At 72.6% G+C, this 12,266-nt stretch carries 11 protein-coding genes; 4 read left to right on the forward strand and 7 right to left on the reverse strand.

Features of this window, described 5'->3' with window-relative positions; all coding sequences use genetic code 11:
• Nucleotides 1–93: 93 nt before the first annotated feature.
• The 4 genes from AC07DF_RS22010 to rsmH are packed head-to-tail and all read right to left on the reverse strand — an operon-like array spanning nt 94 to nt 3,772.
• The gene (locus AC07DF_RS22010; protein WP_478973764.1) at nt 94–2,049 is read right to left on the reverse strand and encodes a peptidoglycan D,D-transpeptidase FtsI family protein; all 1,956 of its coding nucleotides are present in this window, start codon (nt 2,047–2,049) and stop codon (nt 94–96) included.
• A 5-nt stretch (nt 2,050–2,054) separates the two neighbouring features.
• Nucleotides 2,055–2,315 carry a hypothetical protein gene (locus AC07DF_RS22015; protein WP_478973767.1) on the reverse strand — a complete coding sequence of 87 codons (261 nt, stop codon included), beginning with the start codon at nt 2,313–2,315 and terminating at the stop codon, nt 2,055–2,057.
• Nucleotides 2,316–2,320: 5 nt separating this feature from the next.
• Nucleotides 2,321–2,770: a cell division protein FtsL gene (ftsL, locus tag AC07DF_RS22020; RefSeq protein WP_382499112.1), complete on the reverse strand. Its 450-nt coding sequence runs from the start codon at nt 2,768–2,770 to the stop codon at nt 2,321–2,323.
• Between the two features lie 45 nt (nt 2,771–2,815).
• The gene (rsmH, locus tag AC07DF_RS22025; protein ID WP_478973770.1) at nt 2,816–3,772 is read right to left on the reverse strand and encodes a 16S rRNA (cytosine(1402)-N(4))-methyltransferase RsmH; all 957 of its coding nucleotides are present in this window, start codon (nt 3,770–3,772) and stop codon (nt 2,816–2,818) included.
• A gap of 309 nt (nt 3,773–4,081) precedes the next feature.
• Between rsmH and AC07DF_RS22030 the strand changes: the two genes are divergently transcribed.
• The 4 genes from AC07DF_RS22030 (at nt 4,082) to AC07DF_RS22045 (ending at nt 9,782) form a co-directional block, all read left to right on the forward strand.
• Entirely contained in the window at nt 4,082–4,696 is a 615-nt protein-coding gene (locus tag AC07DF_RS22030; RefSeq protein WP_478973773.1) for a beta-class carbonic anhydrase, read from the forward strand.
• A gap of 291 nt (nt 4,697–4,987) precedes the next feature.
• On the forward strand, nt 4,988–6,028 hold the full coding sequence (locus AC07DF_RS22035) for an AAA family ATPase (RefSeq protein ID WP_478973776.1): 1,041 nt from the start codon (nt 4,988–4,990) through the stop codon (nt 6,026–6,028).
• The gene (locus AC07DF_RS22040; RefSeq protein ID WP_478973779.1) at nt 6,028–7,389 is read left to right on the forward strand and encodes a DUF58 domain-containing protein; all 1,362 of its coding nucleotides are present in this window, start codon (nt 6,028–6,030) and stop codon (nt 7,387–7,389) included. Before AC07DF_RS22035 ends, AC07DF_RS22040 begins: the two co-directional genes overlap by 1 nt.
• Nucleotides 7,389–9,782, forward strand: coding sequence for a transglutaminase TgpA family protein (locus tag AC07DF_RS22045; protein WP_478973782.1), 2,394 nt, complete (start codon nt 7,389–7,391; stop codon nt 9,780–9,782). The genes AC07DF_RS22040 and AC07DF_RS22045 overlap by 1 nt, the downstream gene beginning before the upstream one ends.
• A gap of 133 nt (nt 9,783–9,915) precedes the next feature.
• On the opposite strand, the gene AC07DF_RS22050 is transcribed toward AC07DF_RS22045, so the two are convergent.
• The 3 genes from AC07DF_RS22050 to AC07DF_RS22060 all read right to left on the reverse strand — a co-directional run bounded on the left by AC07DF_RS22050 (nt 9,916) and on the right by AC07DF_RS22060 (nt 12,220).
• Nucleotides 9,916–10,317, reverse strand: a complete 402-nt coding sequence (locus tag AC07DF_RS22050) for a DUF3040 domain-containing protein (protein WP_184596525.1) — start codon at nt 10,315–10,317, stop codon at nt 9,916–9,918.
• A 280-nt stretch (nt 10,318–10,597) separates the two neighbouring features.
• Nucleotides 10,598–11,461, reverse strand: coding sequence for a methyltransferase (locus tag AC07DF_RS22055; protein ID WP_478973786.1), 864 nt, complete (start codon nt 11,459–11,461; stop codon nt 10,598–10,600).
• A 195-nt stretch (nt 11,462–11,656) separates the two neighbouring features.
• Nucleotides 11,657–12,220 (reverse strand): SAV_6107 family HEPN domain-containing protein, encoded by a 564-nt coding sequence (locus AC07DF_RS22060; protein WP_478973789.1) that lies wholly within the window; start codon nt 12,218–12,220, stop codon nt 11,657–11,659.
• Nucleotides 12,221–12,266: the final 46 nt, after the last annotated feature.

Below are 12,266 nucleotides of genomic sequence, written 5' to 3' on the forward strand. Positions count from 1 at the left end.
GCGGGGCTCTGGTTCCCGGGGTCGGGGGTGATCGTTGTCACGGGGGCGGTCCTGGTGGCTCGGTGGTGCTCGGTGCTGATCAGGGCGGGGGGTTCAGTTGAAGGAGACGGGCAGCTTCGCGGCCTTGGCTCCGGTCGGCGGGACCTGGAGGGACTTCAGTGCGAACTCCATGACCTTCTTGTAGACGGGGCCGCAGATCTGGCCGCCGAAGTAGCTGCCCTGGGTGGCGTTCTGGATGGCGCAGTAGACGGTGACGCGGGGCTTGTCGGCGGGCGCGAAGCCGGCGAAGGACGAGGTGTAGCCGTGGTACTTGCCGGTGGCCGGATCCACGCGGTTGGCCGTGCCCGTCTTGCCCGCGACGCGGTAGCCGGGGATGCGCGCCTTGGTTCCGGTGCCCTCCTCGTCGTCCACGACGGACTCCAGCATCTGGGCGAGGGTCTTCGCCGTCTTGGCGCTGACGACCCTGGTCTTCTTGGGCTCGGGGGCCGGGGTGAAGCGGCCTTCGGGGCCCTTGGTGCCGCGGACGAGCGAGGGTTCGACGCGGACGCCGCCGTTGGCGATGGTCGAGTACACGGACGCCGCCTGCATGGCGTTGATGGAGACGCCCTGGCCGAAAGGAATCGTGTACTGCTGCGAGGTCGACCACTTGTCGGGCGGGGCGAGGATGCCCTTGGTCTCGCCGGGGAAGCCCAGGCCGGTGTAGCTGCCGAGGCCGAACTTGCGCAGGTAGTCGTAGAGGACCTTGTTGGACTGGGCCTGGGTCTTGCCGAGCTGGCCGGTGGCGAGGATGGTGCCGATGTTGCTCGACTTGGCGAGGACGCCGTTGAGCGTCAGGTACCAGGTCGGGTGGTCGATGTCGTCCTTGAAGAGCCGGTCGCCGCGGTGCAGCCGGTTGGGCACGACGACGTGGGTCATCGGGGTGGCGGTGTTCTCCTGGAGGACGGCCGCCATCGACATGACCTTGGCGGTGGAGCCGGGCTCGAAGGCGTCCTGGACGGCCGCGTTGCCGAGCGCGGCCGAGTCGGCGTCCGACAGGTCGTTGGGGTCAAAGCCGGGTGAGTTGGCCATGGCCAGGATCTGGCCGGTGCGGGTGTCCTGGACGATCACGTAGCCGCGGTCGGCCGCGGACTCCTTCACCTGGTCGGTGATGGCCTTCTGGGCGGCCCACTGGATGTCGCGGTCGATGGTGAGCTCGACGTCGCTGCCGGGCACGGCGGGTGTCTCGGTGGAACCCACGGTGGGGACGAGACGGCCGCCGGACTGGGCGTAGCGGATCTTGCCGTCCTTGCCGGCCAGCTGCTTGTCCAGCTGGAGTTCGATGCCGCCGCCGGGCTTGCCCTCGCCGTTGACCCAGCCCAGTATCCCGGCAGCGAGGTCGCCGTTGGGGTACACGCGCTTGCTGGTGCCGACGGAGAAGACGCCCGCGAGGACGTTGTGCGTGTTCTTCTCCGTCTCCGACTTCTTGGCCAGCGCGGACTTCAGGTCCTTGATCTGCTTCCAGACCTGCGGGGTCTGGCGGGAGGCCAGCTTGGTGTAGCGCAGGGACTTGTTCTTCGGCCGCAGCTTCTTGACCAGGGTCTCCTGGTCCTGGCCGAGGATCGGCGCGAGGAGCGCGGCGGCCTGCTCGGGCCCGTCACCGATCTTCAGTTGGTCCGGGGCGAACATCGTGGGGTCGGCCGTGATGTCGTAGGCGTCCTCACTGGTCGCCAGGGCCACACCGGACCGGTCGGTGATCTCGCCCCGGTCCGCGGCCAGCACCTGCCCGACATAGCGGTTCTGCTCGGCCTTGGCCGCATAGGTGCCGGCGTCGACGGCCTGCACCTGGAACAGCCGCACCACGAAGGCGATCATCACCAGCGTCAGCGCGAGCCCGACCAGGCGCAGCCGGGGCCGGGGGCTGCCCAGCCGCAGGGGCCGGGGCGCCCCCGGCCGGGCCTGGGACGGCCGCCGGGCCGGACGGGCACCGGGGCCGGGACGCCGCCGGGCATCGGGCCGAGCGGGCCTGGCGGGGCCGGGCACACGGCGGCGCGGGGGTTCCCTGTCGGACACTTCCGTCACCTGCCGGGGGTCGGAGCGGTCGGGGGGCTGACGGACACGGCGGCGGACGCACGGCCGGGCCGGCGCCGGGCCTCGGGCCCGGCGGCGCACAGCAGCGGCCGCCCGGCGGGCACCCCGGCCATCCGGCCGAAGACCCGAGCCGCCGCGCGCCCGCGGGCGCAGACCGCGCCGAGGGCCGGACGAACACCGGGTTCACGGGGGCAGCCGGGCCCGGCGAGGCCCGGTACCCGGCGGCGCGGGGGTTCCCTGTCGGACACTTCCGTCACCTGCCGGGGGTCGGAGCGGGGCCGTTGGGCATGGCCTCGGGGGCGAGGACGAGGGGGATGTGCGCGGCGCTCTGCCAGGCGCCCGGGGCGGCGCTGGGGACGCCCTTGACGGTGCCGTCGCGCTCGAGGAAGGCGGGGTCTCCGCCGGGCACCATGCCGAGCTCACGGGCGCGGCGCTGGAGGGCCTCGGGGGCTGAGTAGGCGTCGATGTCCCGCTGGAGGGCCTGTTCCTCGTCGGTGAGGCTCTTGGTCTCGCGCTGGAGGTCGTCGAGCTGGAACGCGCCTTCGCTGAGGGCCGAGTTCAGCACCAGGAGGCCGATGAGACCGCCGCCGAGGAGGAGGACAACGAGGAGCACGAACGGCATGCGGGCCGCCCGCGCGGTGCCGGTCGGGAAGAGCCGCGCGAGACGGGCCGCCCTCCCCTTCAGTTCGGGTTTACTGCTCACTCACGCTCCCTCGGGTCCGGAACACCCGGCCGCCCTGCACGTGGCTCACTCGACGTCCTCCCTGATGCGCTGCGCCCCGCGCAACCGCGCCGGTGCCGCCCGCCGGTTCTCGGCGATCTCCTCTTCCGTGGGGAGTTCGGCACCGCGCGTGAGCAGCTTGAGCCGCGGCTGGTAACGCTCGGGCACGACGGGCAGTCCGGGCGGCGCGGTGGTGGCGGCACCCGCCGCGAACACCTGCTTGACCAGCCGGTCCTCCAGCGAGTGGTACGACAGCACGGCGATGCGCCCGCCCACGTCGAGCGCCTTCACGGCGGCCGGGATCGCCCGCTCCAGGACGGAGAGCTCGCCGTTGACCTCGATGCGCAGGGCCTGGAAGGTGCGCTTGGCCGGGTTGCCGCCGGTGCGCTTGGCGGCCTGCGGCAGGGCGTCCCGGATCAGCTCGACCAGTCGCGCGCTGTTGCTGAACGGCTCCTTCTCGCGCTCGCGCACGACCGCGGCGACGATCCGCTTGGCCTGCTTCTCCTCGCCGTACGCCCGCAGGATGCGGACGAGTTCGCCCGGCGGGTAGGTGTTGAGGACCTCCGCGGCACTGGCGCCGGTCGTCTGGTCCATCCGCATGTCGAGCGGGGCGTCCTGGGCGTAGGCGAAGCCGCGGTCGGCCTCGTCGAGCTGCATGGAGGAGACGCCGAGATCGAAGAGAACGCCTTGCACGCGCGCGATGCCGAGCTTGTCCAGCACCTCGGGCAGTTCGTCGTACACGGCGTGGACGAGGGTGGCGCGCTCCCCGTAGGGGGCGAGGCGCTCGCCGGACAGGCGCAGCGCCTCCTTGTCGCGGTCCAGGGCGACGAGCCGGGCCTCGGGGAACCGCTCGAGCAGCGCCTCGCTGTGGCCGCCGAGGCCGAGGGTGCAGTCGACGACCACCGCGTCCGGGCCCTCCAGGGCAGGTGCCAGCAGGTCCAGGCACCGCTGGAGCATCACCGGGACGTGTCGACTCTGGCTCAAGGGTGCCTCTCAGATCCGGCACGGGCTTACGCACCGCCGGGTCCCCGCCCGCTGCCGAAGGGGAGGCCTGCCGGCGCCGGAAGCGTCAGCCGACCGGGAGCGGGAGGAGGCCGAGCCGTACGTACGCGCCGCGCACGTGGGGAGATCGCCGGGCGTCGCCGGGTCTCCGGGGAAATCAGTCCAGCGGGGAGAGCCTCGCCTCCCGCTTCGCGTCACTTTAGTCCACCGTGTCTCCCGGTCAATCAACCGGCCTGCGCGTCGCGACCGGCAGGCACACCACCCTTGTGGGTTACCTCACTACAAGGCCCGATGGCGTTCTTTGTCCTCTCTCACAGCGAGCCCGGAACAGTCGTGACCAGTAACGTCATGGATATGACGACTTCTGCATCAGTTCCCATGGGTTCGGAGAGCGCCATAACCGGAAGCGGCACGGTCACCGACCGGATCGTCGAAGCCAACACCCGGTACGCCGCCGACTTCGGCCACGCCGGGATGGACGCCAAGCCCGCCCTGCACGTGGCCGTCGTGGCCTGCATGGACGCCCGCCTCGACCCGCTCTCCACGCTCGGTCTCGAACTCGGCGACTGCCACACGATCCGCAACGCCGGCGGCGTCGTCACCGACGACGTGATCCGCTCCCTCACCATCAGCCAGCGCAAGCTGGGGACGCGCAGCGTCGTCCTCGTCCACCACACCGGCTGCGGCATGGAGACCCTCACCGAGGACTTCCGGGGCGACCTGGAGGCCGAGGTCGGCCAGCGCCCGGCCTGGGCGGTGGAGTCCTTCCAGGACGTCGACCAGGACGTACGGCAGTCGATGCGGCGCGTGCGCACCTCGCCGTTCCTGCCGCACACCGACGACGTCCGCGGATTCGTCTACGACGTCGGGACCGGCCTGCTGCGGGAGATCGATCCCGCCTCCTGACCTGGTCACCCGCCCTCGGCCACACCCCGGAGCCGGCCCACCGCAGCTGTCGAAATCCTGTCAGTCACACGTTCGAAAAGGTCGCAAGGCCGACATATCGCGGCCAGTTATCCACAGTCGAGTGACACGAAACGGTAACGGCAGCAAGAATGCGGGAGTGACGTCACGCTGAGCGTTTCACGCGTGGGGTCCGTGATTCGGGGTGGGCCGGCGCGCGTCATGCGGCGTCGGTCCGGGAAAATGGGGTATCCCGTGCTCCCTGGGAGCACGGGAAAGGCCGAGGAGGGCCGGGTGACGACCTATGACGATCGAGCGAGCCTCACTGATCTGACCGCCGTGGTGGAGCGGGTGCGGGAGTCGGTGGAAGGCGTGATCGAGGGCAAGCCCGAGGTCGTACGGCTCTCGCTGACCGTACTGCTCGCCGAGGGACATCTGCTGATCGAGGACGTCCCGGGAGTCGGCAAGACGATGCTTGCCAAGGCACTGGCCCGGTCCATCGACTGCTCGGTGCGGCGCATCCAGTTCACGCCCGACCTGCTGCCGTCGGACATCACCGGTGTGTCCATCTGGGACCAGCAGCGCCGTGACTTCGAGTTCAAGCCGGGCGCGATCTTCGCGCAGGTCGTGATCGGCGACGAGATCAACCGCGCCTCGCCCAAGACGCAGTCCGCGCTCCTTGAGTCGATGGAGGAGCGCCAGGTCACCATCGACGGCAGCAGCTACGAGCTGCCGAGCCCCTTCATGGTGGTGGCGACGCAGAACCCGGTCGAGATGGAGGGCACCTACCCGCTCCCGGAGGCCCAGCGCGACCGTTTCATGGCCCGGGTCTCGGTCGGATACCCCAGCGCTGAGGCCGAGTTGCAGATGCTGGACGTGCACGGCGGCGTCTCGCCACTGGAGGACCTCCAGCCCGTGGCCCACGCGCACGAGATCCTCAAGCTGATCGAGGCGGTACGCGGGGTGCACGTCGCCGAGCCGGTCCGGCGCTACGTGGTGGAGCTGGTCGGCGCCACGCGCACGCACCCCGACCTCAGACTGGGCGCCTCCCCGCGCGCGACGCTGCACCTGCTGCGCGCGGCGAAGGCGTCCGCGGCCCTCAGCGGCCGGGAGTACGCGCTGCCGGACGACGTGCAGGCCCTGGCCGTCGCCGTCCTGGCCCACCGCCTGCTGCCCACCGCCCAGGCCCAGCTCAACCGCCGCACCTCCGAGCAGGTTGTCGAGGAGATCCTGCAGCGCACGCCGGTGCCGGCGGCGCCGCAGCAGCAGAGCGGACTGGGCGGCCTGGGCCGCGGGGTGCCCGCGTATCCCCAGCAGCCGCCGCGGAGGCTGTGATGACCACCGCGGGGACGGGGCACGCGGAGGCCGGCCAGGACGAGAAGGGCGGCATCCGCACCGCCCTGGCCGGCCTGACCACCCGCGGACGCTCCTTCCTGGCCGCCGGCGTCGCGGCCGCGGTCTGCTCGTACGTGCTCGGGCAGGCGGATCTGCTGCGGGTGGGTCTGTTGCTGGCCGTGCTGCCGCTGGTGTGCGCGACGGTCCTGTACCGCACGCGCTACCGGGTGGCCGGCAGCCGCCGGCTCTCCCCCGCGCGCGTGCCCGCCGGCAGCGAGGCCCGGGTCCACCTGCGGATGGACAACGTCTCGCGGCTGCCCACGGGCCTGCTGATGCTCCAGGACCGGGTGCCGTACGTGCTCGGCCCCCGGCCGCGCTTCGTGCTGGACCGGGTGGAGGCGGGCGGCCGGCGCGAGGTGTCCTACCGGGTCCGTTCCGACCTGCGCGGCCGCTACCCGCTGGGTCCGCTCCAGCTGCGCCTGACCGACCCGTTCGGCATGTGCGAGCTGACCCGGTCCTTCTCGACGTACGACAACCTGACGGTGATCCCGCGCGTGGAGCCGCTGGCGCCGGTGCGCCTCAGCGGTGAGGCGAAGGGCTACGGCGACGGACGGCAGCGTTCGCTCGCGCTGGCCGGCGAGGACGACGTGATCCCTCGCGGGTACCGCTACGGCGACGATCTGCGCCGGGTGCACTGGCGCTCCACGGCTCGCTACGGCGAGTTGATGGTGCGCCGCGAGGAGCAGCCGCAGCGCGCCCGCTGCACGGTGCTGCTCGACACCCGGGGCATCGCCTTCCAGGGCGCGGGCCCGGACGCGGCCTTCGAGTGGGCTGTGTCGGGCGCCGCGTCCGTGCTGGTGCACATGCTCGAACGGGGCTTCTCCGTACGGCTGTTGACCGACACCGGCAACGCGGTGCCCGGCGAGGGCGGGGACGGCTTCGCGGGAGCGAGCCAGGGGTCGGCGGACGCGGCGGGGCTGATGATGGACACCCTCGCGGTGATCGACCACTCCGACGGCGCGGGCCTGTCCCGGGCCTACGACGTGCTGCGCGGCGGGAACGAGGGGCTGCTGGTGGCCTTCCTCGGCGATCTGGACGAGGAGCAGGCGGCCGTGGTGGCCAGGATGCGGCAGCGCAGTGGAAGCGCGGTCGCCTTCGTGCTGGACAGCGAGACCTGGATGCGGGAACCGAGCGACGTGCCCGGTCCGTTGGACGGGAGCGGGGAGCGGCTGCGCATGCTGCGCGAGGCGGGCTGGACGACTCTGGGCGTGCCGCGGGGGGCCTCCCTGGACGACCTGTGGCGACAGGCGGACCGGGAGCGCAGGGGCGTGGCCACGGCCGGCGGCGGGGAGGCACCGTGATGAGTGGGCGGATACGACTGACGCTCGGCGCGTGGGGGGCCACGCTGATGGCCGCGTGCGCCCTGCTGCCCCTGGTCAAGCCGGCCACATGGATCGTGCAGGCGGCCTTCCTGCTGGGTGTGCAGGCGGGCGTGGGTGCAGCGGCCCGCAGGGTGCCGCTGGCCCGGCCGCTGACGGTCGCGGCGCAGGCCGTGGTCACGGTGTTCCTGCTGACGTTCGTCTTCGTCCGTGAACAGGCCATCGCCGGTCTGGTCCCGGGGCCGGAAGCCCTCGACCGCTTCGCGATCCTGCTCCGGCAGGGCGGGGACGACATCGCGCGGTACGCGATCCCGGCCCCCCTGGAGTCCGACGGCATACGGCTGATGCTCATCGGTGGAGTGCTGATCATCGGGCTGCTGGTGGACACCCTCGCGGTGACCTTCCGCAGCGCCGCCCCCGCCGGGCTGCCGCTGCTCGCGCTGTACTCCGTGGCGGCGGGGCTGTCCGACGGGGGCGCGGACTGGCTGTGGTTCCTTGTCGCGGCGGCCGGCTACCTGATGCTGCTCCTGGCCGAGGGGCGGGACCGTCTCTCCCAGTGGGGCCGGGTCTTCGGCGGGGCCTCGCGCACGGCCGGAGGGGAGCAGAGCGGCGCGGTCGCCCCGGTCCGCACCGGCCGGCGCATCGGCGTGGTCGCGCTGGGCATCGCCCTGGTGGTGCCGCTCGGCCTGCCCGCGATGAACGGCGGCCTGCTGGACTCGGTGGGTGCCGGCACCGGCTCCGGCGCGGGCGGCGGCGGCACGATCTCCGCCGTGAACCCGCTGGTGTCGCTGCGGGACAGCCTGAACGCGGACGAGGACCAGCAGGTCCTGTCCGTGAAGACGAAGATGCCTGACGTCTCGGACCTGTATCTGCGGATCGTGTCCCTGGACGACTTCGACGGCACCACCTGGAAGCCGTCCCGGCGCTCGATCAGCGCCCTCCCCGACGGCGCGTTCCCGACCCCGGCCGGACTCGGCCCGGACGTGAAGCGCACGGAGTTCGACACCACGATCTCCGCGGCCGACTGGTACGCCCAGGACTGGCTGCCGATGCCGTATCCGCCGAGTGGGGTGAACATCCGGGGCAACTGGCGCTACGAGCCCCTGGGCATGACACTGGTCGGCGACCACGGCCAGAACACCCGAGGCCTGACGTACCAGGTCAAGAGCCTGGACGTGCAGCCTACGGCGGAACAGCTGGCCTCGGCTCCGCGGCCGCCGGCGTCCATCGATCGCGATTTCACCAAGCTGCCCGACTCGCTTCCGCCGGTGGTGGCGAGCACGGCCCGCAAGGTCACCGAGGGCGCGGCCAACCCGTACGACCAGGCGGTCAAGCTGCAGGACTGGTTCGCCGTGACGGGCGGCTTCGAGTACGACACGCAGGTGCAGGTCGGCAGCGGCTCGCAGGCGATCGCCCGCTTCCTGAAGGACAAGCAGGGCTTCTGCGTGCACTTCTCCTTCGCGATGGCGGCGATGGCCCGCTCACTGGACATACCGGCCCGGGTCGCGGTGGGCTTCGCGCCCGGTTCCCCGCAGGCGGACGGCTCGGTGTCGGTGGGGCTGCGGGACGCGCACGCCTGGCCCGAGCTGTACTTCGAGGGCGTGGGCTGGACCCGCTTCGAGCCGACCCCCAACCGCGGCTCGATGCCGTCGTACACGCTGCCGGACGACCCGGGCAGCTCGGTGCCGGACGCCGCGCGCCCGACGGAGACGTCGTCCGCCGCGCCCTCCGCGAGGCCCTCGGCGAGCGAGAGCTGCACGCCGGAACAGAAGAAGCTGGAGGGCGGGTGTGCGAGCGAGTCGCCGCAGGCGGCGCTGCCCACGGACGACGACGGCCCGAAGTGGTACGCGCTCCTGGTCTGGGCCCTGGCCGGCCTCGCCGTCCTGGCGCTCCCGCTGGCCCCGATGCTGTGGCGCCTGCGCACGCGCACGGTCCGGCTGGGGGCGCACGGCCGGGGCGAGGCGGACGCGGCGCCGCACACGCTGGCCGTCTGGCAGGAGCTGACCGACACCGCGTGGGACTTCGGCATCACGCCGGACGAGTCGCAGACCCCGCGCAAGGCGGCCGCCCGCATCGTCGAACGGGGCGGGCTCGATGCGACGGTCGCGGCCTCGGTGCACCGGGTTGCGAACGCGGTGGAACAGGTCCTGTACGCGCCCCGGCCCCGCCCGACGGCGGGCATCGCGGACGACGTCCGCCGTGCGACAGCGGGTCTGAGCGCCGCGGTCGGCAGGGGTGCCAGGCTCCGCGCGGTCCTCGCCCCACGCTCCACCGCGCGCGTGCTGTGGTCGGCGTCGGCCTGGTGGGCGGGGGTGCGGGACCGCGTCCTGGCGATGCGGCCGACGTGGCGGAAGGCATCCGGGCAGCAGGGCTGAGCCCGCTGCTCCCACGGCACGTGGCACACGCCACACGGCACACGGCACACGGCACACATCAGGGGGTGACCACCAGGTCGGTGGTCACCCCCTGACTCACGTCTTCGCGTATCCCGGAGAGCTGTGCTCCGGGCTAGTGGCCGCCCTGTTCGTCGCGGCGCTTCTGCCAGCGCTGCTCGATGCGGTCCATCATGGAGCGCTTCTGCCGGCCGCCCTGACGGCGGGCTTGCGGTCCGGCGGCGCCTGCCGCCTGTTCGCCCGGCTTGGGGGCCTTGCGCCAGCCGGTCACGGCGAGCACCGCACAGCCCAGCATGACGAGGAAGCCCACGACGCTGAGCCAGACCTGCTTGGCGACCATACCGGCCATGAGGAGCGCAATACCTACGAGGAAGCCCGCGACCGCCTGGTAGACCCGTCGCCGGGTGTACGTACGCAGCCCGCTTCCCTCGAGCGCCGTCGCGAACTTGGGATCTTCGGCGTACAGCGCTCGCTCCATCTGCTCGAGCATGCGCTGCTCGTGCTCCGAGAGCGGCACGGAGTCCTCCTCATCGTGCAGTCGCCGGGGGCGACCCGGGGGGTCTCTTCAGGATAGGCAGGGAATCGCCCCCGTGAAACCCGCCCCTCTGCGCCAACTGACCAACCGGAACCCGCCATGGACGTCCCGGCTCGCTGAGGCTTCCATTCCCCGGCGGCCGACCCGTCATGCCGGAACGGTCTCCCTCGATCATACGGCGCCAAGCCCCCATTCGGGGGGCCTGTGGCGTACTCCATGCACAGTCAAGGCGCTGATCAGGGGTGGTACCTCACGAAGCGGCTCAGGCCTCGACCGCCCCACCGGTCTCTCCGGCCCCGCCTGTCTCAGTGGCCCCGCCGGTCTCACCCAGCACATGCAGCTGCGTGGCCACCGAGTGGAAGGCCGACAGCTCGGCCGCGGCCTCCTCCAGCTTCAGCAGCGCTTCCAGGGCTCCGGGCTCGGTGTCCACGAGGACGCCGGGCACGAGGTCGGCGAAGACCCGCACGCCGTGCACGGCGCCGACGCGCATGCCCGCGCCCTCGACGAGTCCCGTGAGCTGCTCGGCGGTGAAGCGGCGCGGCACCGGGTCACCCGTGCCCCATCGGCCGTTCGGGTCGTCGAGCGCCTGCTTGGCCTCCTTGAAGTGACCGGCGAGGGCACGGGCGAGCACGGCACCCCCGAGACCGGCGGCGAGCAGGCTCAGGACGCCCTCCGGGCGCAGGGCGGCCACCGCGTTGCGGACGCCCTCGGCCGGGTCGTCCACGTACTCCAGGACGCCGTGGCACAGCACCACGTCGTAGCCGCCGCGCTCGGCCACGTCGAAGAGGCCGTGGGCGTCGCCCTGCACGCCCTTCACCCGGTCGGCGACACCGGCCTCGGCGGCGCGGCGCTCCAGGGCGAACAGCGCGTTGGGGCTGGGGTCGACGACGGTGACCCGGTGGCCGAGGCGGGCGGCGGGCACCGCGAAGTTGCCGCTGCCGCCTCCGGTGTCGAGGACGTCCAGCGACTCCCGGCCCGTGGCCTTGACCCGGCGTTCCAGAGCGTCCTGGAGGACCTCCCAGACCACGGCCGTACGCAGTGAGGCGCGAGACCGGGAAGGGCCGGAACGCAGCGACGCAGGTTCAGCGTGGTGGTGGGAGACGGGTGGGCGCATCGGGTCCGACACGGCAGTTGACTCCTCGGCGCGGCACCGCCTCTTGCGCGGCGGAGCGAACGGGGCGCCTCCCCCGGCCCCGGCTGCGGGGAGGGAAGACTTCAGGCGTCTCCCACCCTATTGCCTCGGACAGGGCGGGCCGCATGAGCGGTCCCGCCATGGCTCGAGCCGGTGCGGGCCGGGCGGATCCGGAGCGCCGGCACCCGGTCAGCCGGCGTCCGGCATGTCCCTCCTAGTGCCTGGGTTCTCCGGCCGGTCCTGGTCCGGGCGTGGCTGCGGGAGGACCGGCTGGAGGACGAGCATCCGCTCGACGAGGCGGAGGAACATCGCCACGTCCCGTATCAGGTCGTCGGCGTCCCGGACGCTCGCGGCGCCCTGGATGCCCGCCTCGGCGCGGGCCCGGCGCCGGGCGCCGGCGGCGAACAGCGCGCTCCACTCGGTCAGTTCGGGCGCGATCTCGGGGAGCACTTCCCAGGCGCTCCGGATCTTCGTCCGGGCCCGGGTCGAGGTCTCGGGCCTCCCCCGGGCGGCGAGGACGGCGGCGGCGGTGCGGAGGGCGGCGAGGTGGGCCGTCGCGTAGCGCTCGTTCGGTGTGTCCAGGGTGGTGGCCTCGTCGAGACCGGAGCGGGCCTGGGCGAGCAGGTCGAGGGCGGCGGGCGGGGCCGTGGCCCGGCGCAGCACGGGGTGTACGTCGCTCGCCGGGCCGGTCAGTGAGGGGGCAGGGCCGGTGGCGCGGCGCCGGCGGGCGGCTGCTGCGTGGTAGCTGGCCATGACGAACCTCCTGTCGTCGTGTGACGGCGGCTCCTCCCACGGAGTG

This window comes from Streptomyces sp. NPDC044719 (assembly GCF_056433405.1).

What these genes read in the sequence shown, in the direction of transcription:
- AC07DF_RS22030 (WP_478973773.1), top strand. Translation starts at nt 4,082, where the DNA reads ATGGCGTTCTTTGTCCTCTCTCACAGCGAGCCCGGAACAGTCGTGACC.
- AC07DF_RS22045 (WP_478973782.1), top strand. Translation starts at nt 7,389, where the DNA reads ATGAGTGGGCGGATACGACTGACGCTCGGCGCGTGGGGGGCCACGCTG.
- AC07DF_RS22040 (WP_478973779.1), top strand. Translation starts at nt 6,028, where the DNA reads ATGACCACCGCGGGGACGGGGCACGCGGAGGCCGGCCAGGACGAGAAG.
- AC07DF_RS22060 (WP_478973789.1), bottom strand. Translation starts at nt 12,220, where the DNA reads ATGGCCAGCTACCACGCAGCAGCCGCCCGCCGGCGCCGCGCCACCGGC.